Source organism: Trinickia dinghuensis (assembly GCF_003367175.1).
Lineage (GTDB): Bacteria > Pseudomonadota > Gammaproteobacteria > Burkholderiales > Burkholderiaceae > Trinickia > Trinickia dinghuensis.
The window spans coordinates 115,454-138,480 of record NZ_QRGA01000019.1; the positions used below are offsets into that span (position 1 = coordinate 115,454).

General features: G+C 65.2%; 21 protein-coding genes and 1 riboswitch. Of the genes, 3 read left to right on the forward strand and 18 right to left on the reverse strand.

Annotated features, from left to right (window positions below):
* Window positions 1–29 precede the first annotated feature (29 nt).
* The 13 genes from DWV00_RS28515 to DWV00_RS28575 all read right to left on the reverse strand — a co-directional run bounded on the left by DWV00_RS28515 (window position 30) and on the right by DWV00_RS28575 (window position 10,054).
* Window positions 30–278 carry a BolA family protein gene (locus DWV00_RS28515; protein ID WP_115536975.1) on the reverse strand — a complete coding sequence of 83 codons (249 nt, stop codon included), beginning with the start codon at window positions 276–278 and terminating at the stop codon, window positions 30–32.
* A gap of 25 nt (window positions 279–303) precedes the next feature.
* Window positions 304–1,059 carry an ABC transporter permease gene (locus tag DWV00_RS28520; protein ID WP_115536976.1) on the reverse strand — a complete coding sequence of 252 codons (756 nt, stop codon included), beginning with the start codon at window positions 1,057–1,059 and terminating at the stop codon, window positions 304–306.
* Window positions 1,056–1,982, reverse strand: coding sequence for an ABC transporter ATP-binding protein (locus DWV00_RS28525; RefSeq protein WP_115536977.1), 927 nt, complete (start codon window positions 1,980–1,982; stop codon window positions 1,056–1,058). The genes DWV00_RS28520 and DWV00_RS28525 overlap by 4 nt, the downstream gene beginning before the upstream one ends.
* Window positions 1,983–2,242: 260 nt before the next feature.
* Window positions 2,243–2,557, reverse strand: a complete 315-nt coding sequence (locus tag DWV00_RS28530) for an STAS domain-containing protein (protein ID WP_115536978.1) — start codon at window positions 2,555–2,557, stop codon at window positions 2,243–2,245.
* On the reverse strand, window positions 2,554–3,186 hold the full coding sequence (locus tag DWV00_RS28535; protein WP_115536979.1) for an MlaC/ttg2D family ABC transporter substrate-binding protein: 633 nt from the start codon (window positions 3,184–3,186) through the stop codon (window positions 2,554–2,556). The genes DWV00_RS28530 and DWV00_RS28535 overlap by 4 nt, the downstream gene beginning before the upstream one ends.
* 139 nt (window positions 3,187–3,325) lie before the next feature.
* The gene (locus tag DWV00_RS28540; protein WP_115536980.1) at window positions 3,326–4,258 is read right to left on the reverse strand and encodes an MlaA family lipoprotein; all 933 of its coding nucleotides are present in this window, start codon (window positions 4,256–4,258) and stop codon (window positions 3,326–3,328) included.
* A gap of 46 nt (window positions 4,259–4,304) precedes the next feature.
* Complete coding sequence (gene mlaD / locus DWV00_RS28545) at window positions 4,305–4,853, reverse strand: outer membrane lipid asymmetry maintenance protein MlaD (RefSeq protein WP_115536981.1); 549 nt, start codon at window positions 4,851–4,853, stop codon at window positions 4,305–4,307.
* Between the two features lie 47 nt (window positions 4,854–4,900).
* Window positions 4,901–5,668, reverse strand: a complete 768-nt coding sequence (gene mlaE / locus DWV00_RS28550; RefSeq protein WP_115536982.1) for a lipid asymmetry maintenance ABC transporter permease subunit MlaE — start codon at window positions 5,666–5,668, stop codon at window positions 4,901–4,903.
* Entirely contained in the window at window positions 5,665–6,489 is an 825-nt protein-coding gene (locus DWV00_RS28555) for an ABC transporter ATP-binding protein (RefSeq protein WP_115536983.1), read from the reverse strand. Before DWV00_RS28555 ends, mlaE begins: the two co-directional genes overlap by 4 nt.
* A 159-nt stretch (window positions 6,490–6,648) precedes the next feature.
* Window positions 6,649–7,749, reverse strand: a complete 1,101-nt coding sequence (gene thiE, locus DWV00_RS28560; protein ID WP_115536984.1) for a thiamine phosphate synthase — start codon at window positions 7,747–7,749, stop codon at window positions 6,649–6,651.
* Window positions 7,750–7,816: 67 nt separating this feature from the next.
* Window positions 7,817–8,641, reverse strand: a complete 825-nt coding sequence (locus tag DWV00_RS28565) for a thiazole synthase (RefSeq protein WP_115536985.1) — start codon at window positions 8,639–8,641, stop codon at window positions 7,817–7,819.
* Between the two features lie 16 nt (window positions 8,642–8,657).
* Window positions 8,658–8,855: a sulfur carrier protein ThiS gene (gene thiS / locus DWV00_RS28570; protein ID WP_115536986.1), complete on the reverse strand. Its 198-nt coding sequence runs from the start codon at window positions 8,853–8,855 to the stop codon at window positions 8,658–8,660.
* Between the two features lie 47 nt (window positions 8,856–8,902).
* The gene (locus DWV00_RS28575) at window positions 8,903–10,054 is read right to left on the reverse strand and encodes an FAD-dependent oxidoreductase (RefSeq protein WP_115536987.1); all 1,152 of its coding nucleotides are present in this window, start codon (window positions 10,052–10,054) and stop codon (window positions 8,903–8,905) included.
* Between the two features lie 151 nt (window positions 10,055–10,205).
* Window positions 10,206–10,337: riboswitch (TPP riboswitch) on the reverse strand.
* Window positions 10,338–10,704: 367 nt separating this feature from the next.
* Between DWV00_RS28575 and DWV00_RS28580 the strand changes: the two genes are divergently transcribed.
* Window positions 10,705–12,468 carry an ABC transporter ATP-binding protein/permease gene (locus DWV00_RS28580; RefSeq protein ID WP_115536988.1) on the forward strand — a complete coding sequence of 588 codons (1,764 nt, stop codon included), beginning with the start codon at window positions 10,705–10,707 and terminating at the stop codon, window positions 12,466–12,468.
* Window positions 12,469–12,576: 108 nt separating this feature from the next.
* Here DWV00_RS28580 and thpR read toward each other — a convergent pair whose 3' ends face one another.
* From thpR to DWV00_RS28600, 4 genes are all read right to left on the reverse strand, one after another.
* Window positions 12,577–13,176: an RNA 2',3'-cyclic phosphodiesterase gene (thpR, locus tag DWV00_RS28585; protein ID WP_115536989.1), complete on the reverse strand. Its 600-nt coding sequence runs from the start codon at window positions 13,174–13,176 to the stop codon at window positions 12,577–12,579.
* A gap of 4 nt (window positions 13,177–13,180) precedes the next feature.
* Entirely contained in the window at window positions 13,181–14,647 is a 1,467-nt protein-coding gene (locus DWV00_RS28590) for a glutamate synthase subunit beta (protein WP_115536990.1), read from the reverse strand.
* Window positions 14,648–14,829: 182 nt separating this feature from the next.
* Complete coding sequence (locus DWV00_RS28595; protein ID WP_115536991.1) at window positions 14,830–19,530, reverse strand: glutamate synthase-related protein; 4,701 nt, start codon at window positions 19,528–19,530, stop codon at window positions 14,830–14,832.
* Window positions 19,531–19,916: 386 nt separating this feature from the next.
* Window positions 19,917–20,651 (reverse strand): transposase, encoded by a 735-nt coding sequence (locus DWV00_RS28600; RefSeq protein WP_115536992.1) that lies wholly within the window; start codon window positions 20,649–20,651, stop codon window positions 19,917–19,919.
* 187 nt (window positions 20,652–20,838) lie between these two features.
* Here DWV00_RS28600 and DWV00_RS28605 point away from each other — a divergent pair, with 187 nt between their 5' ends.
* Both DWV00_RS28605 and DWV00_RS28610 read left to right on the forward strand, forming a co-directional pair.
* Window positions 20,839–21,564 carry an OmpW/AlkL family protein gene (locus DWV00_RS28605; RefSeq protein WP_115536993.1) on the forward strand — a complete coding sequence of 242 codons (726 nt, stop codon included), beginning with the start codon at window positions 20,839–20,841 and terminating at the stop codon, window positions 21,562–21,564.
* A 277-nt stretch (window positions 21,565–21,841) separates the two neighbouring features.
* A complete protein-coding gene (locus tag DWV00_RS28610; protein WP_115536994.1) occupies window positions 21,842–22,219 on the forward strand; it encodes an ElaB/YgaM/YqjD family protein in 378 nt (125 codons plus the stop codon).
* 62 nt (window positions 22,220–22,281) lie between these two features.
* On the opposite strand, the gene ugpQ is transcribed toward DWV00_RS28610, so the two are convergent.
* Entirely contained in the window at window positions 22,282–23,025 is a 744-nt protein-coding gene (gene ugpQ, locus DWV00_RS28615) for a glycerophosphodiester phosphodiesterase (RefSeq protein ID WP_115537041.1), read from the reverse strand.
* Window positions 23,026–23,027 lie beyond the last annotated feature (2 nt).

Consider the following 23,027-nt stretch of genomic DNA (forward strand, 5'->3'; position numbering starts at 1 on the left):
TGTGTAATGCGCACGCTCAGAATCTCTAATTATCCGTTTTGCCCGTTCTGCCATTCCGCCGGCGTGAGCGTCTTCATGCTCAGCGCGTGGATTTCCTGCCGCATGCGGTCACCGAGCGCCGCATAGACGAGCTGGTGCCGCTGGATCAAACGCTTGCCGTCGAAGGCATCGGAGACGATCGTCGCGAAAAAGTGCTGGCCGTCGCCTTCGACTTCGAGATGCCGGCAGGCGAGACCTGCTTCGATGTATTGCTTGACCTGTTCGGGGGTCGGCAACATGGGGGACGCTCCTTTCCGATTCGATTCAATAGCGCAGCTTGTAGCCCGACGCGAGCAGACGCATCGCGATCACGGCGATCAGCGCGAAAAATCCGCCGACGACGGCCAAGCTCGCGAGCGGGTCGATGTCGGACAAGCCGAAAAAACCGTAGCGAAAGCCGTCGATCATGTAAAAAAACGGGTTCAGCCGCGACACTTGGCGCCAGATCGGAGGCAGCGTATGCGTCGAATAGAACACGCCCGAGAGAAACGTGAGCGGCATGATCAAGAAGTTCTGAAACGCCGCGAGCTGGTCGAACTTTTCGGCCCAAATGCCGGCGATGAGCCCGAGTGTGCCGAGGATCGCCGAGCCCAGAACGGCGAAGGCGATGATGAAAAGCGGCGCCGCGAACTTCACGGGGATGAACCAGATCGTCACGATGAACACGCCGAAACCGACGGCGAGCCCGCGCACGACCGACGCGAGCACGTAGGCGCCGTACATCTCCCAGTACGTGAGCGGCGGCAGCAGCACGAACACGAGGTTGCCCGTGATTTTCGATTGGATCAGCGACGACGAACTGTTCGCAAACGAGTTTTGCAGCACGCTCATCATCACGAGCCCGGGGATCAGGAAGCTCGTGTACTCCACGCCCGGATAGACTTCGACATGCCCGCGCAACGCGTGCCCGAAGATCGTCAGATAGAGCAGCGCCGTGATGACGGGCGCGAGCACCGTTTGGAACGACACCTTCCAAAAGCGCAGGATTTCTTTGTAGAACAGGGTGCGGAAGCCGCTCATGCTAATCCCTCGACGAGCTCCGGCGTGTTCATCAATTGCACGAAAACGTCCTCGAGGTCGGCCTTGCGCACGTCGATTTCCTCGAACGCGCAACCCGCGGCCCGGCATTGAGCGAGGATGCGCTCGACGTCGTCGTAGCTGGCCAAGCGCAGCAGATGCTGCCGGGAACCGGGCTCCGCCGGCTCGATTTCGAGTGCGCGCAGTTCCGTGGGAAGCATGCCGTCGGCCAAGCGCAGGAACAGTTGCATCCCGGCGAAACGCTGCAGCAGCGCGCTCGTACGATCGAGCGCCACCATCTCGCCGCGGCGCAGCATGGCGATCCGATCGCACAGCGATTCGGCTTCTTCCAAATAGTGCGTCGTCAGCACGATCGTGTGGCCTTCGCGGTTCAGGCGCGAAATGAACTTCCACAGCGTTTGGCGCAACTCGACATCCACGCCGGCCGTCGGCTCGTCGAGCACGATCACGGGCGGGCGGTGCACGAGCGCCTGCGCGACGAGCACGCGCCGCTTCATGCCGCCCGAGAGCGCACGCATGTTCGCGTCGGCCTTCTCGGTCAGATCGAGATTGGCCATGACTTCGTCGATCCAATCGTCGTTGCGGTGAAGCCCGTAATAGCCCGATTGAATGCGCAGGGTTTCGCGCACCGTGAAGAACGGATCGAACACGAGTTCTTGAGGGACGACGCCGAGCGCACGCCGCGCTCCCCGGAAATCGGCGACGACATCGTGTCCCCGCACCAGAACGCTGCCTTCGTCCGCGCGCGCAAGCCCAGCCAGAATACTGATGAGCGTCGTCTTGCCCGCGCCGTTCGGGCCGAGCAGGCCGAAAAACTCGCCCTCCTCGACCGTCAAGCTGACGCCCTTGAGCGCTTGCAGCGCCTTGTAGCGCTTCTTGACGTTGCGGATTTCTATCGCTGACATGGATGTGCGCGGCCTTTTTCGGCGACGCGCCTTTTGTTTAGACGTGATTCGTGCCCGATTTTCAGGCCTCGGGCACCGGCGGGCTCTGGGTTGACGCCAGGCCGGCGGCGAGACGCCGAGCCGATCGGCTGCCCGAAAAACGGTTGATTATAGGCTAAGTCGGGATTGCCCATCGGGCTCCGCGGGCCGCGCACGGGCGGTTCCGCCCGCCGTGCGCCGCTGGGCCGCCGCGGCGGGAGCAGACCGGCACGGCACCGCGCTCAGAGCGGCGCGCCGGCGTTCGCGGGCTCGGACGAATGCCGCGCCGCGAAGAGTGCATCGATGCCGTAGACCTGCGCGAGGCTCGCGAGGCCGTCGGGCACGTTCAGGATGTCGAGCGCCTTGCCCCGTGCCTCGGCGGCACGGCGCCAAGCGAGCAGCACGGCGAGCGCCGACGAGTCGAATTGCGCCAGCTGCGCGCAATCGACGGCGGCGGCGCCGGCTTCGATACGTGCCAACCCGGCCGCGAGCGCGCTCTTGGCGCTCGCGTGCGTGAGCGTCGCGCCCGTGGCGAAACGGCTCGTCTCGACGCTCATGACGGCTGCTTGCCCGCGGCGAGCTGCTGGTTGCGCTGCGTCAGGAACTGCAGCAGACCGTCGACGCCGCCTTGACTGATCTTCTCGGCGAATTGCTGCTGATAGGCCTGAATGAGCCACGCGCCGGCGACGTTCAGGTCGTAGACGCGCCAGCCTTGCGGCGTCTTGTACAGGCGGTAGTCGAGTTCGATCGGCTGGCCGTTGTTCATGACCGTCGAGCGCACGACGACGTCGGTCGCCCCCGGATCCGCGCGGAAGGGCCGGAACTGCACGGTTTGGTCGCGCACTTGCGCGAGTGCACCCGCGTACGTGCGGATCAGCAGCATCTTGAACTGCTCGACCATCTGCTCTTGCTGCTGCGGGCTGGCCTGGCGCCATGCGCGGCCCATCGCCAATTGCGTCGTGCGGCGAAAATCGGTGTACGGCAGGATCTTTTGATTCACGACCGCCGTGATCTTGTTGATGTCGCCGCTCTTGACGCTCGAATCGCTCTTGATCTCGTCGAGCACCTGGTTCGTCACGGTTTTGATCATACCGTCGGGCGAATTCGTATCGACCGTTTGGGCGAAGCCGCCGCTGCTGAACGACAGCAGCGCGGAAAACAAAGCAAACCAGAGGAATTTTTTCATCGTCGATCCTTAAATTTCGAGGAACCGGAGTTCGAGCCCACCATGCCATGCAAGTTCAAGGCCGGTCCAACATCGGGCGGCAACATTCGTTTCGAATCGTTACCGCCCCAATCGCAATACCTTCGGTGCGTTGGCTCGCTCAGTGCGGCAGCAAGCGGATTCCCGGCAGGCCGCTGTGCGGCGGCGGCACATATTGCTGCCCCGGAACGGTCTGCCGTTCGCCGTTCGGACCGCTCGCCGGCGTAGCCGGCGCCGCTGCGGAAGCCGGCGCCGCTGCGGAGGCCGCCGGCGCCGAAGCCGCCGCGGCACCCGATGCCGCGGCAGGCTCCGCCGAGCCGTCATCGTACTTCGGCAGCGATTCGTCGTAGTTCGGGACGTTCTCTGCGCTGTCGCCGCCCGTGATCAGGAACTGGCGGCGCTGCAGATACGCATTGCGGATGAACGAGTACTTGTCGATCGCGGCGGCCGAGAGGACGTCGACCGTCGAGAGCAGGTTCGCGCGCGTGTTGATGAGATTCACGCCGTACAGCGCCCAGCTCACGCTCGCGGGATGCACGTAGCTGAGCGGATTGCCGTAGTAGTCGACGACGAGACCGGCCGCATCGCGCACGGTGCTCGGCCCCATCAGCGGCAGCACGAGGTACGGGCCCGACGGAACGCCGTAGTGGCCGAGCGTGATGCCGAAGTCGGCCGAATGCTTGGGCAGCTTGGCCGCCGTCGCGACGTCGAACAGGCCGCCAACGCCGAACACCGTGTTGATGACGACACGCATGATGTCGCCCACGCCGTCGGCGATCTTCAGCTCGAGCAGCTCGTTCGCGGCAACGTAGACATCGCCGATGTTCGAGAAGAAGTTCGTGACGCTCGTGCGGACCGGCTGCGGCACCGCCCAGACATAGCCCTTCGCGACGGGCTTGAGCGCATAGGTGTCGACCGTGTCGTTGAATTTGAAGACCGTCCGGTTCAGGCCCTCGAGCGGATCGCCCGGTGTCGGCGTCGGGACGGACGCGCAGCCGGCCAGTGCTGCAGCGGCCAGAGCCAGCGCCGCATTCTTGGCGCGCGTGGTTCGCATTGTTGTTCTCCGTTGACTCACACTTGTGTATTTGTCTGTGATTCGATCAGTTGCCGGCGCTTGCGGGCGCCGGCGAGCTGGCCGCCGGGACGCTCGGCGCGGGCGCAGCCGCGGACCCGGCTTTCGCACCGCCGGCATCGGCGGCCTTGTTGTATAGGAACGAAGAGATCAAGTTTTCGAGCACGATCGCCGATTGCGTCATCGAAATCGTATCGCCGGCCTTGAGCATCTCCGTGTCGCCGCCCGGCTCGAGCCCGATGTATTGCTCGCCGAGCAGCCCCGAGGTCAGGATCTTCGCCGAAGTGTCCTTCGGAAACGGATACTGCTTGTCGATATCGATGGTCACGACCGCCTGGTAGGTATTCGTATCGAAGCCGATCGACGCGACGCGGCCCACGACGACGCCCGCGCTCTTCACCGGCGCGCGCGGCTTCAGGCCGCCGATATTGTCGAACTTGAGCTTGACGGGATAGGTCGCCTCGAACGACAGCGAGCTCATGTTGCCGACCTTGAGCGCCAAAAACAGCACGGCGATCAAGCCCAGCAGCACGAACAAGCCGACCCAGAAGTCGAGAACAGTCTTTTTCATCGTCATTCCAACAAAGAGAAATTGGCTTTAAGCGGCGAGCGGTGTCCGACGCGTCAGCTGAACATGAGCGCGGTCAGCAGGAAATCGAGCCCGAGCACGGCGAGCGACGCGTAGACGACCGTGCGCGTCGTCGCGAGCGACACGCCCTCGGGCGTCGCCTTGGCTTCGTAGCCTTGGAACAGCGCGATGAACGTCACCGCGAAACCGAACACGATGCTCTTGATGACGCCGTTGCCGACGTCGCGCCAGACGTCGACCCCGCCTTGCATCTGCGACCAGAACGCACCCGAATCGACGCCGATCAGCATCACGCCGACGATGTAGCCCCCAAGCACCCCTACCGCGCTGAAGATCGCCGCGAGGATGGGCATGGAGATGATGCCGGCCCACATGCGCGGCGCGAGCACGGTGGCGATCGGGTCGACCGCCATCATCTCGAGCGCCGTCAATTGCTCGCCGGCTTTCATGAGGCCGATCTCGGCCGTCAGCGAAGTGCCGGCGCGGCCGGCGAACAGCAGCGCGGTCACGACGGGCCCCAGCTCGCGCACGAGCGAGAGCGCCACGAGCAGCCCCAGCGCCTGCTCGGAGCCGTACCGGTTCAGCGTGTAATAGCCCTGCAGGCCGAGCACGAAGCCGACGAACAAACCCGACACCGCGATGATGATGAACGAGTAGTTGCCGACGAAGAAAACCTGTTTGGCGACGAGTCCCGGCCGGCGCACGAGCCGCAGCCCTTCCAGGACGACGCGCAAGAACAGCCGTGCCGCATAGCCTGTGCGGACGATACGGCCGATCACCCAGCTTCCGAGCGCGCTGATCATGCCCGGCCCCCCAAGCCGAAATCCGCGGCAAGCGTCGCCTCGGCCGGGTAGTGGAAGCGGAACGGGCCGTCCGGGGCGCCGTCGATGAACTGCCGCACGGTCGGATCCGGGGATTCGCGCAGCTGCGCGGGCGTCCCATGCGCGAGAACCGTCCCGTTCGCCAGGAAGTAGACGTAATCGGCGATCGCGAACGATTCGGGCACGTCGTGCGTGACGAGAATCGACGTGGCGCCGAGCGCCCGGTTCAGCGTGCGGATCAGGTTGGCCGTGATCCCCATCGAGATCGGGTCGAGGCCGGCGAACGGTTCGTCGTACATCATCAATTCGGGATCGAGCGCGATCGCGCGAGCCAGCGCCACGCGCCGCGCCATGCCGCCCGAGATCTGCGACGGCGCGAGATCGCGCGCGCCGCGCAGGCCCACGGCATTCAATTTCATGAGAACGAGGTCGCGGATGAGCGCCTCGGGCAAATCGGTGTGCTCGCGCAGGGCGAAAGCCACGTTCTCGAACACCGACATGTCGGTGAACAGCGCGCCGAATTGGAACAGCATCCCCATTTTGCGGCGCAGCGCGTAAAGACCTTCGCGCGTCTGCTTGCCGACATCGCGGCCCTGGAACAAGACTTCGCCGCGCCGCGCGCGCTCGAGGCCGCCGATCAGACGCAGGACCGTGGTTTTGCCACCGCCGGAGCCGCCCATGACGGCCACGACCTGGCCGCGCTCGAAGCGCATGTTCAGGTTCGAAAGAACGAGACGGCGTTCGTCGTAACCGAAGTCGACGTTGCGAAGCTCGAGAACAGGCTCGGAGGATGAAGGCGGCACGAAGCGGTCTTTCCTTTTTGGCGGAAGCGGAATTATAGGGCCTCAGCGATTACCCTGTGTTGACACTACCGTTACCGCGCGCGCAACGGTGCGTTGCCGGCTTCTCATGTCCGGCTTCTCGCGCCCGGCTTCTTGCTCTTTTGACGCCCTGCGAATGCCCTAAGCGATGAAAGCCTGCTGTAATCGCTCGACGGCTTCCCCCAGGTCGGACGCAGCGGTGATCGCGCTCACGAGCGCCGCGCTGCCCACGCCGGTCGCGAGCACGGCGGGAAGGCGCGCAAGGTCGATGCCGCCGATGGCGACGAGCGGAACATGCGCGCCGAGCAGCCGAACGTAGCGTTCGAGCCGCGCGAGCCCCTGTGGCGCCGTTGCGACAGTCTTCGTTCCCGTTGGGAACACGGCGCCGAATGCCAGGTAGCTCGGGCGGAAATGCAACGCCCGTAGCATTTCAAAATAACCGTGCGTCGATAAGCCGAGCCGCATCCCAGATTGCGCGATCGCGGCCAGATCGGCCGTTTCGAGGTCTTCCTGCCCCAAATGGACGCCATACGCGCCGGCCTGCGCGGCCTCGCGCCAGTGGTCGTTGACGAAAACATGGGCGCCGTGGCGCCGGCCGGCCGCCACCGCTTGTGCGATTTCGTCTTCAAGCTGCGCCGGGGTCGCGTCTTTCAACCGCAGTTGCACCGTCTCGACGCCCAATGCCAGCAAGCGCTCGACCCATTGCGCGCTCGGCATGACGGGGTACAGTCCGAGCCGTGGCGGGCACACCGGGAAAGGCTGTGCGGGAGCGGCCGGCAACCCGGCGATGCGCGGAAAGCGCGACAAATCGATGGGCCAGGCGTCCGCGCCGTGCGCCTCGTCGCCATCGCGCCAGGCCAGTGCCAGGACCAGCGCGTCGTGCGGCTCGAAGCCGCAGTCGAGAAATGCCGCCAGCGCGGCGAGCCAATCCTCGGCCAGGGTGCCTTCAAGCACGAAGCGCTCGCCGGCGGCAGTCGTCAGCGTCGCACCGTCCGTGCGGGCCTCGACGAGTCCCGCGCCGGCCGCGCGCCATGCGGCCGCGTCGTCGGGCTCGGCCGCGCGGCCGATGACGACGATCAAGTCGTCATTACCCGCCGTATCGGGCGCGGCAAGGCAAATGCGCCAGTCGCGATCCGCACGCGGCCAGTCACCGAGCCGAGCGCGAATGCGCTCCGCCGCCTCGGTCAGCTCGTCGGCGGGGGGCCAGAAAAAGTCGCGTCCGGACAGCTTCAATGTTTCCATACGAACTCCGTGCACGGCCGAGCGAGCGCACCGCGGCGCCGGGCGGCCATCCGCGAGCGGGCCTCGCTCAATGCCGATCCTGATGCCAGAACGGCATGCCGACGACCGGCGTGCTGGCCTGCGCGCTGTCGCGTTCGGCCATCGGACCGGCCACGTACGCGTCGCGGCCTGCCTCGACCGCCATCGCGAACGCGCGCGCCATCGCGGGCGGATGCGTCGCTTGCGACACCGCGGTGTTGAGCAGCACGCCGTCGAACCCCCATTCCATGACCTGACACGCGTGCGAAGGGACACCGAGCCCGGCGTCGACGATCAGCGGCACGTCCGGCAGCCGCTCGCGCAGCACGCGCAAGCCATACGGATTGACGACGCCCTTGCCCGTACCGATCGGCGCGCCCCACGGCATCAACGCCTCGCAGCCTACGTCGAGCAGCCGGCGGCCGACGACGAGATCCTCGGTGCAGTAAGGCAGCACCTTGAAGCCGTCCTTGACGAGCCGCTCAGCCGCCTCGATCAAACCGATCGGGTCGGGCTGCAGCGTGTAGTCGTCTCCGATCAACTCGAGCTTGATCCAATCGGTCTCGAAGATCTCACGCGCCATATGGGCCGTCGTCACGGCCTCGGTCACGCTCTGGCAACCGGCCGTGTTCGGCAGCAGCGGCACGCCGCGCGCCTTGAGCAAATCGAAGAAGCCGGCTTCGGCCGTTTGCGCGTTCATCTGCCGGCGCAGCGCGACCGTCACCATCCCGGGCCGGCCGGCGTCGATCGAATCGGCCAGCGATTGCAAGGAGGGATAGCGCGACGTACCGAGCAGCACGCGGCTCGCGAAGGCGGTGCCGTACAGCGTTAGCGCGTCGGCGGCAAAGGAGACGGGTTCGGAAGCGGAGTTCATGGGTGTCCTGAAATGTTCAGCCGCCGGCCACGGGATGGACGACGTCGACCTTGTCGCCAGCATGCAAGGCCCGCGCCGCATGCTGGCCGCGCGCGACGAACTCGCCGTTCACCGCGACAGCGAACGGCGGACGCGCACCGAACAGCGACAGCGCATCGGCGAGCGTCGCTTGCTCAGGCAGCGACAGCGAAGTTTGGTTGACTTGAATATCCATGATCGGCAATACGTTTCGCGTTTGACTGTGACTAACACTAACTAAAACTAAACGGCTTGCGGCGCGCTGCAATGAAGCATCGTCGTCCAAGGCGAAGCGGCGCGCAACGCGCCGAAACCGTCGGCATCCTTCAACTGCCCCGTCAACAAAGCGTCCGCCAGATCGGCGGCCGCCTTCGACACTTCGGGCGCAATCATGTAGCCATGACGGTACAACCCGTTGACCGTCAGCGTTTGCGCCCCGTCCCACGTAATCGCCGGACGATGATCGGGCAGCGTCGGACGGCATTGCGTATTCAGTTCGAGAATCCGCGCCTCGCCGAAGCCGGGGTGAACGGCGAACGCCGCACTCAGCAGTTCGAGGGCCGAACGCACGCTGACGGGCGACATGTCCTCGCCCTCGATCTCGGTCGCCCCCACGACATAGAGGTCGTTCTCTTTCGGTGCCAAATAGATCGGGTAACGCGGATGAAGCAGCCGTACGGGGCGCGTAAGGCCGATGCCGGGCGCCTTCACGCGTGCCACCTCGCCGCGAATGCCGCGCAGCGTCGGCAGCACCGGTTTCGCGCCGAGCCCGCGGCAATCGATCGTCACGCGAGCACGCGGCCGGGCGGTCTCGTCGACACGGGTATTCCAATGCGCCGCCACACCGCGCTCCGCTAGCCCTGCTGCAAGCGCGCTCAGCACCTGGCGATTGTCGAGCTGCCCTTCGCGCGGCATCAGCCATCCCGTCGCGAAGCGTCCGGCCAGTGCCGGCTCGGCCGCGGCCAGCGCGGGACCGTCGACGCGTTCGAGCCCGCCGCCGGCGAGCAGTTCGGCCGGCGCGTTGGCGCGCACGCGGCGCTCGAACAGCGATGCCTCGGCGCGATCGCCGTGGTGCCAGACGACGAGTGTGCCGTTGCGTTGAAAAAAGACGGGTTCCGGCAGCGCGCCGATGATGCGGGGCCACTCTTCTAGCGAAGCCGCACCGAGTTCGACGATGAGCGGCTCGGCAACGGCCGCCTCGGCGAGCGGCGCGAGCATGGCGGCCGCAACCCAAGCCGCGGAAGAAGAGCCCGCGGCGTCGCCACGTTCGTAGAGCGCCACGCGGTGGCCGGCGCCGGCAAGCCGCCAAGCGACGAGGCGGCCGCAAAGGCCACCGCCGAGCACGGCGAAATCGGGCTGCGCGCCCGGCGAAACGACTGAAGATTGAGCGGTCATCGGATCGATCCTTTCCGTACGGCGCCGCGAATCGCGGCAAACGCGTACACAAGGACGAAACCGGCCGGTGGGGCCGGCCGGGCAAACGGCGTGCGCAAAGATGCGGACGCGGCCCGGCGGGGAAGGACGGCCGGCAAACGGGCGTCCCACGCAAAGCGTTCCCGAAACTTCCCGCGCCGGTATTATCCGGATCGGGTGCGAAGGGTCTCTCTCAGCCTCGCGCTAGTCGGGCAAACCGCCTGACTCACCACCTGAAACGCGCAAAGCACCCCTGTTTCGTCGTCGGTCATTAGACCATAAAAGAGGGAACCGCCGCAAACGAGGTGAGGTAAAGCGGCTGAGATGGAGCCCTGCGAATGCGCCCTTTTTTGCATCGACGCGCGAGCGTAGGCATACGGTCGAACCGCCGCGCTCTGGCACAATGCCTCATCGCGACAGCTCGAATGCACGCGTCGCTCCGCCCGGCACGCAGCCTGCTGCCCGCGACAGCATGTCACAAGACGGTGGAGAATGAGCGCCTGTGCCGTTGATTAAGACTGTTTTAAGGGGCTCGCGCAAGAATCCACCCCATTGCGCACGGTGCGCCCTCTGGGCGCATACGCCGCTGCCGTGGATTCGTGCCTGATTCGAAATCACCATTCGACAAATCTATGACTGCGTCCCTCACTCCCGTCCCGGCGCGCGACGACTCGCCACCCCCTACCCTTTCGGCATCGGCCTGGGGGCTCATCAAGCCATACTGGGTCTCGGAAGACTGGAAGGCCGCCTGGGGCCTGCTCGTGACGATCATTGCGATCAATCTGATCATCGTCGCGATCAACGTCTGGTTCAACCAGTGGTCGGCGAAGTTCAACAATGCACTTGTGTCGAAAGACGTTCCGCAGTTCTGGCGTCAAATCACGCTGTTCATCGTCGCGGCTTTCATCTTCATCACCCTCGCCGTCTATCGCGTCTACCTGCGGCAAATGCTCGAGTTCCGCTGGCGCCAGTGGCTGACAAACCGGTACCTGCGCGCCTGGCTCGGCGAGCGCGCGTTCTATCGCATCGAGCGCGATCGGCTTGCCGACAACCCCGACCAGCGGATCAGCGACGATCTTCAATCGTTCGCCACGAACACGCTCGAACTCTCGCTCGGCATCCTGTCGACGGTCGTCACGTTGTTCTCGTTCATCACGATCCTTTGGACCATCGCCGGCCCGCTGACGCTGAAGCTGTCCGGAGGCACCTGGACCATCCCGGGCTACATGGTGTGGGCCGCGGCCATTTACGCGATCGCCGGCTCCTACGTCATTCACAAGGTGGCGCACCCGCTCGTGTCGATCACCTATCAGCAACAGCGCGTCGAAGCCGATTTCCGTTTCGGGCTCATCCGCCTGCGCGAAAACTCCGAGCAGATCGCGCTGTACGACGGCATGCGGACCGAAGAAGGCAGCGCGCTCAACGTCTTCGCCCGGATTCGCGACAACTGGTGGCGCGTCATGAAGTACACGCGGCGGCTGAACTTCGCGTCGATCTTCTACGGGCAGGCGGCGATCATCTTCCCCACGCTGGTGGCGTCGCCCCGCTACTTCGCGGGCGCCTTCACCTTCGGCGTGCTGATGCAGATTTCGGATGCATTCAGCACCGTCAGCGGTTCGTTCTCGTGGTTCATCAACAATTACTCGTCGCTCGTCGAATGGCGTGCCACGGTCAATCGTCTCCGTGAATTCAGCCGTGTGATCCATAGCACGCATCTGCGGGAATCGGTCTCGCCCGCCACCGAGCATGGCGGCATCAACTTGCACTACATCGATTCGGACTCGCTCGCGACCAAAGAACTGCAGCTCGCCTTGCCCAACGGCACGCCGCTGGCCGCCATCCCCGACATCACGGTGAAACCGGGTTCGCGCTGGCTCGTGCGCGGCCCGTCCGGCGCGGGCAAGAGCACGCTGCTGCGCGCGTTCGCCGGGCTCTGGCCGTTCGGCGACGGCAGCATCGATGCGCCCGTGGGTGCTCATACCATGTTCGTGCCGCAGCAAAGCTACCTGCCGATCGGCACGCTCAAGGCCGCGCTCGCCTATCCGTCGGCGGGCGATACGTTCTCCGACGAAGCCTGCGCCGACGCGCTGCGCGCTTGCCGTCTGGAAAACTACGTCGAACGTCTAGCCGAGTCGACACACTGGACACGCGTGCTGTCTCCCGGCGAGCAGCAGCGCCTGGCCGCCGCTCGCGCGCTGCTGCACAAGCCGGATTTCCTGTTCCTCGACGAAGCGACGAGCGCACTCGATCCCGCGAACGAAGCGCAAGTGTACCGTCTCCTCACCGAACGGCTGCCGGGCACCGCGATCGTTAGCGTGGCCCATCGCGAGTCGCTCGTCGCGATGCATGAGCACGTGCTGGATATCGCGCGCGCCGACGAGCGTGCTGTGGCGTGAGGTCGTGAACGTACCGGAGCGACGCTGTTCAGGCGATGAGATGGATGAACGCCGAGCGGCTCCGGCTCCGGCAAACGAGCGCTGTTTGAGACGAAACCGCGCGGCGCGCTAGGCGAGCGGCACCGCCATCGACGCAAGCGCGCGATACCGCGCCCCATGCCGGGCGAGCGTGCTCGAATAGAGCGTCAACGTATCGAAACGGGGGACGACGTCGAGCGTCGTTTCACCGGGAGGCAGTGCGGCGCGCGGCGAGGCGCGGCCGACGCTCGCTTCGCGTGCCGGCCCGGCAGACCGAGCAAAACGAGCCAGTGTGATGTGAGGACGAAACGGACGGTGATCGTCGACGGGCAAACCGAGCCCGGCAACGAGTTCGCGCACGCGCGCTTCGAGCGCGGCCAGCCCGTCTCCCGCGGCGAACGGCACGACGACGAGCCGCGGATGCGCGGCGCTCGGCCAATATTCACTGCGCTCGGCGCGTTGCGGCAACAGCGGCGCCACGACCGCCCCCAACCGCCCGGCCAGCATCGCCCCCTTCTCCGGAGCGATGCTGCCGAGAAACGCGACCGTCATGTGCAGCTGATCGACGAGCACACGCCGCGCGGCCGAACCGACGGGCAACGCCGCCAGCGCATCGCGCGTGGCCGCATCGGGCACGAGCGCGATGAAGCAGCGATGCCAATCGTCGTCGACGGCCTCGCGCGCGGTCATACGATCAGCGCGGCAACTCCGAGCAGCCCATCAGGTACGCGTCGACGGCGCGCGCGCACTGACGGCCTTCGCGGATCGCCCAGACGACGAGCGATTGCCCGCGGCGCATGTCGCCCGCCGTGAACACCTTGTCGACGGACGTGTAGTACGCGCGCTCGCCTTCGGTCGAGGCGCGCACGTTGCCGCGCGCATCCTTTTCCACACGGAAAGCGTCGAGCACCGGCGAGGCCGGCTGCGTGAAGCCCATCGCGAGCAGCACGAGGTCGGCCTTCATTTCGAACTCCGAGCCCGGCACTTCCTGCATCTTGCCGTCCTTCCACTCGACGCGGGCGGCGATGAGCTTCTCGACCTTGCCGTTCTTGCCTTCGAGGCGCTTGGTCGCAACGGCCCAATCGCGGCTGCAGCCTTCCTCGTGCGACGACGACGTGCGCAGCTTGATCGGCCAGTACGGCCACACGAGCGGCTTGTGCTCTTCTTCGGGCGGCTGCGGCAGCAGTTCGAACTGCGTCACGCTCTTCGCGCCGTGCCGGTTCGACGTGCCGACGCAGTCCGAACCCGTATCGCCGCCGCCGATCACGACGACGTGCTTGCCCTTGGCCAGCAGCTGATCGGCAAGTTTGTCGCCGGCGTTGACCTTGTTCTGCTGCGGCAGAAATTCCATCGCGTAATGGACGCCGGCCAGCTCCCGGCCCGGCACCGGCAAATCGCGCGGCGTTTCGGCGCCGCCCGCGATCACGACCGCGTCGAACTGCTCCTTGAGCGCCTCGGGCGTGATCGTTTCCTTGGCCGTATTGCCGATGTGCGCGGCGAGCGGCTCTTGGCCGACGAACACGTTCGTGCGGAACGCAACGCCCTCGGCCTCCATCTGGCGCATCCGCCGATCGATGAGCCACTTCTCGAGCTTGAAGTCGGGGATGCCGTAGCGCAGCAGTCCGCCGATGCGATCGTTCTTCTCGAACACGGTCACTTCATGGCCCGCGCGAGCAAGCTGCTGCGCAACGGCCAGCCCGGCAGGGCCGGAACCGACGACGGCGACCTTCTTGCCCGTCTTCTTCTTGGGCGGCTGCGGCACGACCCAGCCTTGGCTCCAAGCTTTGTCGATGATCGCGTGTTCGATCGACTTGATGCCGACCGGATCGGCGTTGATGCCGAGCGTGCACGCGGCCTCGCACGGCGCCGGGCAAATGCGGCCCGTGAACTCGGGGAAGTTGTTCGTCGAATGGAGCACGTCGATCGCGCGCTGCCAATCCTGGTGATAAACGAGGTCGTTGAAATCGGGAATGATGTTGTTGACCGGGCAGCCGTTGTTGCAAAACGGGATGCCGCAGTCCATGCAACGCGCGCCTTGAACCTTCGCCTCTTCGTCGGCGAGCGCGAGCACGAACTCCTTGTGGTGCTTCACGCGCGCGAGCGGGGCTTCGTATTGCTCGTGACGGCGCTCAAACTCGAGAAAACCGGTTGCCTTGCCCATAGGGTGCTCTTCTTTCCAAAATCGTCTGTATCGGGGTGGACCGGCGAGGGCCGCGCTGCACTCGTGCTCGATGTTCGAGCGAGGCGCGTAGCCGTCTGCACCAGCCGCTTGGGTCTTGTCGCGGCGCACGTCCTGATCCTAACTGGATGGACCGGAACACGCGCCGTGCATGCGTCGGTCGCTTACGCGGCCATCGCCTCCTTGGCTGCCTTCTTCGCGGCCATTTCGCCGAGCGCACGCTTGTACTCGGTCGGGAAGACCTTCACGAACTGCCGGCGCGAAGCATCCCAGTTCTCGAGCAGCGCCTTCGCGCGCGGCGAACCGGTGAACTGGAAGTGCCGTTCGACGAGGCCCTTGAGCAGCGCTTCGTCGGTCTTGCCCGCGTGCCACAGCCCGCGATCGATCGTGCGCTCCTGCTCCGCCTGCTGCAGCACCGGCTCGAGCGCGACCATGGCCTTGTTGCACTTGCCCGCGAACGTGCCGTCGGCGTCGTAGATGAACGCCACGCCGCCCGACATGCCCGCCGCGAAGTTGCGGCCGGTCTCGCCGAGCACGACGACGGTACCGCCCGTCATGTACTCGCAGCCGTGATCGCCCGTGCCCTCGACGACGGCGCTCGCTCCCGAGTTGCGGACGCAGAAGCGTTCGCCGGCCACGCCGCGCAGATACGCTTCGCCTTCGAGCGCCCCGTACATCACCGTGTTGCCGCAGATGATGTTTTCTTCGGACTTGCCGCGGAAATCGTTCGTCGGGCGGATGATGATGCGGCCACCGGACAAGCCCTTGCCGACGTAGTCGTTGCCGTCGCCGACGAGATCGAGCGTCACGCCGCGCGCGAGGAACGCCCCGAAGCTTTGCCCCGCCGTCCCCTTCAGCTGGATGTGGATCGAGTCGTCGGGCAGCCCGTCGTGACCGTGCTTCTTCGCGATCACGCCCGAAAGCATCGCGCCGACACTGCGGTTCACGTTGCGCACGGGCTGAATGAACGAGACGTGCTCGCCGTTCTCGATCGCGGCGCGGGCCTTTTCGATCAGGGTGTGGTCGAGCGCGCGCACGAGACCGTGATCCTGTTCCTCGACGTGCTTGCGCGCGACTTCGTTCGGCACCGACGGCTGATAGAAGATGTTCGAGAAGTCGAGCCCCTTCGCCTTCCAGTGCTCGACGCCCTTCTTCATGTCGAGCAGATCCGCGCGGCCGATGAGGTCTTCGAACGTGCGGATGCCGAGCTGCGCCATGATTTCGCGCACTTCCTCGGCGACGAAGAAGAAGTAGTTGACGACGTACTCGGGCTGGCCTTGGAACTTGGCGCGCAGCACCGGGTCCTGCGTCGCGACGCCGACGGGGCACGTGTTCAGATGGCACTTGCGCATCATGATGCAGCCCTCGACGACGAGCGGTGCCGTCGCGAAGCCGAATTCGTCGGCGCCGAGCAGCGCGCCGATGACGACGTCGCGGCCCGTCTTCATCTGGCCGTCGGCCTGCACGCGGATCCGGCCGCGCAGGCGGTTCAGCACGAGCGTCTGCTGGGTTTCGGCCAGGCCGAGCTCCCACGGCGTGCCGGCATGCTTGACCGAGGAGAGCGGCGACGCGCCCGTGCCGCCGTCATGGCCGGCGATCACGACGTGGTCGGCCTTCGCCTTCGCCACACCGGCCGCCACCGTGCCGACGCCCACTTCGGAGACGAGCTTCACCGAAATGCTCGACGCCGGATTGACGTTCTTCAGATCGTGGATCAGCTGCGCCAAGTCCTCGATCGAATAGATGTCGTGGTGCGGAGGCGGGGAAATCAGGCCGACGCCCGGCACCGAATAGCGCAGCTTGCCGATGTATTCGGACACCTTGTGGCCCGGCAGCTGACCGCCTTCGCCCGGCTTCGCGCCCTGCGCCATCTTGATCTGGATCTGATCGGCCGATGCCAGATACTCGGCCGACACGCCGAAGCGGCCCGACGCGACCTGCTTGATCTTCGAGCGCAGCGAATCGCCGTCCTTCAGCGGGATGTCGCGCACCACTTCGCTACCGATCACCGAAGCGAGCGTATCGCCGTTCTTGATCGGAATGCCGCGCAGCTCGTTGCGATAACGGGTATCGTCCTCGCCGCCTTCGCCCGTGTTCGACTTGCCGCCGATGCGGTTCATCGCGACGGCCAGCGTGGCGTGCGCTTCGGTGCTGATCGAACCGAGCGACATCGCACCCGTCGCGAAACGCTTGACGATGTCCTTGGCCGATTCGACTTCGTCGAGGGGAATCGCCTTGGTGGGTTCGACCTTGAATTCGAATAAGCCGCGGAACGTCATGTGGCGGCGCGTCTGATCGTTGATCAGATGTGCGTATTCCTTGTACGTCTGATACGAGTTGCTGCGCGTCGAGTGCTGCAGCTTGGCGATCGCATCGGGCGTCCACATGTGGTCTTCGCCGCGCACGCGATAGGCGTACTCGCCGCCGGCGTCGAGCATGTTCGCGAGGACCGGGTTGTCGCCGAACGCTTCGCGGTGCAGGCGGATCGCTTCCTCGGCCACTTCGAACAGGCCGATGCCGCCGACCTTCGATGCCGTGCCCTTGAAGTATTTCTCGACCAAATCGCCGGCCAAGCCGACCGCCTCGAAAATCTGCGCGCCCGTGTAGGACATGTAGGTCGAGATGCCCATCTTCGACATGACCTTCTGCAGGCCCTTGCCGACCGCCTTCGTGAAGTTGTAGACGGCCTTCTCCGACGACAGATCGCCCTTCAGCCCTTGCGCCAGCTGCGCGAGCGTCTCCATGGCCAGGTACGGGTGAACGGCTTCCGCGCCGTAACCGGCCAGCAGCGCGAAATGATGGACCTCACGTGCCGAACCCGTCTCGACGACGAGGCCCGTGCTGGTGCGCAGCCCGTGCGAGACGAGGTGCGTATGGATCGCGGCCGTCGCGAGCAGCGCCGGGACTGCGACGTTGTCGCGGTCGGTGCGGCGATCGGAGACGATCAGCATGTTGTAGCCGGACTTGACGGCGTCGACGGCTTCGGCGCACAGCGACGCGAGCCGCGCCTCGATCCCTTCCTTGCCCCAGGCCACCGGATAGCAGATGTTCAGCTCATAGGAGCTGAACTTGCCACCCGTGTACTGATCGATCGCGCGGATCTTCGCGATGTCCTTGAAGTCGAGCACCGGCTGCGACACTTCGAGACGCATCGGCGGGTTGATGTTGTTCGTGTCGAGCAGGTTCGGCTTCGGGCCGAGGAACGAGACGAGCGACATCACCATGTTCTCGCGGATCGGATCGATCGGCGGGTTCGTGACTTGCGCGAACAGCTGCTTGAAGTAGTGATAGAGCGTCTTGTTCTTGTTCGACATCACGGCGAGCGGCGAATCGTTGCCCATCGAGCCGATCGCTTCCTCGCCCTGCTGCGCCATCGGCGCCATCAAGAACTTCAAGTCTTCCTGCGTATAGCCGAACGCTTGCTGGCGATCGAGCAGCACGGCCGCCTCGCGGCGTTCCGTCGCGACGTCCTCGGCCTTCGGCTCGATCTCGTCGAGCTTGATGCGCACGGCATCCACCCAGCTCTTGTAGGGCTTCGCGTTGGACAGGTTGTCCTTCAGTTCCTTGTCGTCGATGATGCGGCCGTGTTCCATATCGATGAGGAACATCTTGCCCGGCTGCAGGCGCCACTTCTTGACGATCTTCGACTCCGGAATCGGCAGCACGCCCGATTCCGACGCCATGATGACGAGGTCGTCGTCGGTGATGATGTAGCGCGCCGGACGCAAGCCGTTACGGTCGAGCGTCGCGCCGATCTGACGGCCGTCGGTGAACGCGATCGCGGCGGGGCCGTCCCACGGCTCCATCATCGCGGCGTGGTACTCGTAGAACGCGCGGCGATTGTCGTCCATCAGCGTGTGCTGTTCCCACGCCTCGGGAATCATCATCATCATCGCGTGCACGAGCGGGTAGCCCGCCATCACGAGCAGCTCGAGACAGTTGTCGAACGAAGCCGTATCGGACTGGCCCGGGTAGATCAGCGGCCACAACTTGGGGAGGTCTTCTCCGAGCACGGCGCTCGCGATCGCGCCCGTACGTGCGTTGAGCCAGTTGACGTTGCCCTTCACCGTGTTGATTTCGCCGTTGTGGGCGATCATCCGGTACGGGTGGGCGAGCTCCCACGCGGGGAACGTGTTCGTCGAGAAGCGCTGGTGCACGAGCGCCAGCGCCGAGACCACGCGCTCGTCTTGCAGATCGCGGTAGTACACGCCCACTTGCCCGGCCAGCAGCAGGCCCTTGTAGACGACCGTGCGCGCCGACATCGACGGCACGAAGTACTCCTTGCCGTGCTTGAGCTTGAGCGCCTGGATCCGGTGGCTCGCCGTCTTGCGGATGACATAGAGCTTGCGCTCCAGTGCGTCGGTCACCATGATGTCGCGCCCGCGGCCGATGAAAATCTGGCGGATCACGGGTTCGGTGGCCTTCACGGTCGGGGAGATCGGCATGGCATGATCGACCGGCACGTCGCGCCAGCCGAGCACCACTTGGCCTTCCGCCTTCACCGTCCGCTCGAGTTCCTGTTCGCAGGCGAGACGCGACGCGTGCTCCTTCGGCAAGAAGATCATGCCGACGCCGTATTCGCCGGCGGGCGGCAGCGTCACGCCCTGGCGCGCCATCTCTTCCCGGTAGAACGCGTCGGGAATCTGAATCAGGATGCCCGCGCCGTCGCCCATCAGCGGATCGGCGCCGACGGCGCCCCGGTGATCGAGGTTCTCCAGAATCTTCAGACCCTGCTCGATGATGCCGTGACTCTTCTGGCCCTTTATATGCGCGACGAAGCCGACGCCGCAGGCGTCGTGTTCGTTGCTCGGGTCGTACAGACCTTGGGCGGCGGGGACCGAATGGATCGGTTGGTGGTCGTTCATGGGGGACACCGTCTATCAGAGGCCTTAGCGGCCGTTCGCATGAGGATGAGTGCAGTCTTCAGCGCCTACGGTGGCGTGGGCCGGCGCTGAACACTGCACTTGTCGCGGATCGGGCCGGGGGTGGGGAGGCGCCGCGCGGCAGGTCGTGCTTATGGCACGGACACCCGCCGGAAATCGGAATATACGCGACGAATCAACAGAATAGCAAACAAAACGTGATGATCTGACACCATTAAAACAGATGCATCGATTTGGTGCTCATTTATTAGGGCCGCATCAAAACCGGGCAAACAAAAACGGCACCCTCGGGTGCCGTCTTCCCATGCGCGCCCACAGCCGAACCCGGACGACGTTTGTCGTCCGACGGACCGGGCTCGCCGCGAGCGCTACTGATGCGGCGTATGGGGCGCGTGAGGCCCTTGCTGCGCCGACTCGCGCACCTTCTTGGGCCGGCCGCGCGGCAGCGGCGATACGCGCCGGTTCGCCGCCCGCGCCGCCCACTCGCGATACGAGTCGCCGCCGAGCACCCAGCCCTTGAGCGTGGCCTGCTGAAGCTCGTTCGCTTCGCGCTCGTCAAGCGGCTGCTCGCACAGCTCCTTGTAGGCGCGCTGCCGCTCGAACGGCGTATTGCCGAGCGACCAGTAAAGCGGATGGTCGGTCACGAGGCTGTCGACGGTGAGCCCGATGTGATGCCGATAGCTCGACCATCGGTAGTCTTCCGCCGCGCCGACGAGCTGCGCGCGGACCGGGCACATTTCAATGACCCGGCTCGCCAGCAGAAAGTAGCGCTCGCCCTCGATGACCGTCGCGCGGTAGCGCCCCTCCCAGAGCGTGCCGCGCCGGGCATACCGGCGATTGAAGTGCGCGACGTAGCGCCGCCCCACGGCCTGCATGGCCTTGGGCAAGCTGGTTTCGTCGCTGGGCGTGACGAGCAGTTGCACCGCCCCCGGCATGAGGACGTAGGCGTGAACGTCGAGGCGATGATCGCGCGAAGCGGCTTTCAGACAATCGACGAATAGCTCGTAATCCTGCTCGTCGACAAAGGCGGGCTGCTGATCGAGTCCGCGCAGGATGACGTGCTGCGGCTGTTTCGGGACGTAAAGACGTGCGAGCCGTGCCATGCTGGATTCCGTTTAGTACGTTGGTGATTACCCCAAGGGACGATGCGGCGCTCGCAACGTTTGCGAAGACGCGCGCGGCTTTGTGCAAAAACGCGCCACGCTTAGGGAGAATGCTCTAGCGTACGCGCTTGGTTTGTTTCAAACCTTCTACTCATAATAGGCGGGCCTTTCATGGAGGAGCACATAGATGAAATTAAAACAGGCCATCACAGGGGCCGTGGCAGCGCTTGCTTGCGCAACGGCGGCTCATGCCCAAACGGCCGGGACCTTTTACGTGACGACGGGGTGGTTCCATTTCGCCCCCCAGAGCGCTAGCGACAACCTGGAGTTGCTGAACTACGCCGGCGAGACCTTCAACCAGTACCAACCGAACACCGGCGCGCGAATCGACAGCTCCGACACGCTCGGCCTGAGCCTCGGCTACTTCGTCACCGATCACATTTCCACCGAGTTTGAACTCGGCATCCCGCCGAAGTTCGACATCGACGGCGCGGACAGTTTCGGACAGTTCGGCAAGCTCGGCAGCGCGAAGCTGTGGAGCCCGGCCCTGCTGGTCAAGTGGAACTTCCTGAAGCCCACGGATAAATTCCGTCCGTACGTCGGCCTCGGCGTGACGCGGGTGTGGTTCACGAATGCGCAAATCACGAACGGCGCCTTCGAGAGCAACGTGCTGCATGGTGGTCCGACCTCCGTTTCGACGGATCGTTCCTGGGCACCTGTGTTCAATGCGGGCTTCAATTACGCGTTCAACAAGCATTGGTTCGCCGGCGTGTCGATTTCCTACATCCCGGTCAGCGTCACGGCCAACCTCACGACGACGAACGTCGGGCCGCTCGGCTTGACAGCCCAGACGCAAGCAAAGATCAGGCTCAACCCGATCGTCACCTTCGCGAAGATCGGCTACGCCTTCTAAAGCCTAGGCGGAAATTCGATGCATGCCTATCCGACGCCGCCCCGATGGGGCGGCGGCGTCGTTGTAATTTCGACCGTACCCGAGTCGCTCCGATAACGTTTCTACGCGCCTTTCGTCCCAACTTTCGGGGCCCGCCACAGCCGTCGTCGCAACGGCTCTCCTCGGATCGCCGCCACGCCGGGCCCACGTCTGGCATCGAAGTTGCGGCTATGAGCCTATTCCCCGCATCGGATTCGCGGGTTCGTTCTTCCCGTTATTAATCACTGACGGAGCGACCATGACCGCCCTACCGAATACGCGAGACGCACTCGAAACTTCGTGGACGAGCGCCGGCCGGCACGCACGCCGGATCGCAAGACACAGCCGGCGCGCAACCGAGGACATCGGCGGCGAAATGCGCGAGCTGCTCGCGGAATTGGAACAGACGCTGGCCGACGGCACGCAAGCCGACGCCGCCGTCTTGAGAGATCAAATGAGAAAGCGCCTCGACGTCGCGCGCTCTCGGCTCGACGGCGCGCGCGAGACGATACGCGACCGCGCTAGCGCGACGTTGAGCGACGCCCAAGGCTATATTCGAGAAAATCCGTTGGAGACGGTGGCCGTCATCGGCGGCCTCGCGCTGCTGACCGGCTGGCTCCTCGCGCGCAATCACTGACTGCCGCGAGCACGTCCCGCGCGGCACTGCGCGGCACTGCGCGGTACTGCGCCGTACCGCGCCTACGCCAGGAAGCCGGCGCCGATGAGGTCGATGCGGTCGGTGCAGATCGAATCGACGCCCCACTGCGCAAGCGTCCGCGCGCGCTCAGGGTCGTTGACCGTGTAGGCGAGGATGAACAGCCCCGCCGCCTTGATCTCGCCGACGAGCCGCGCGTCGAGCTTTCGATGATCGGCGTGCAGCGACACGCACGCGAGCGCATCCGTTTGCGCGCGCCAGTCGTTGGGCACCGCGCCGAACAGCAGGCCGCGCGGCAGATCGGGCTGCGCGTCGCGCGCCGCCTCGAGCGCGTCGAACGAAAACGACGACAGTAACGGCGGCACACCCGCGCTTGCCCACAGGTGAGCCGCCTCTCGAGCGACGAGACGCCCGGTGGCGGCCTCGCGCCCTGGACACGGCTTGATCTCGATATTTGCCGCAAGGCCGTGCCGTGCGCATCGCTCGTACACTTGAACGAGCGTCGGCATGCGCTCGCCCGCGAAGCGCGGATCGAACCAGCTGCCGGCATCGAGCGCTCCAAGCTCCGCGTAAGGCTGGCGCGCGGCCGCGCCGTGTCCGTTCGACGTCCGATCGACCGTATCGTCGTGCAGCAGAAAGACGACATCGTCGGCCGAAAGCTTCGCGTCGAATTCGATCATCTTCAGGCCGAGCCCCGCCCCCGTGTCGATCGCCCCCAGCGTGTTCTCCGGTGCGAGCGCGCCGCCGCCGCGATGCGCGACGATCCGCGGGTACGGCCAATTCGCCATGC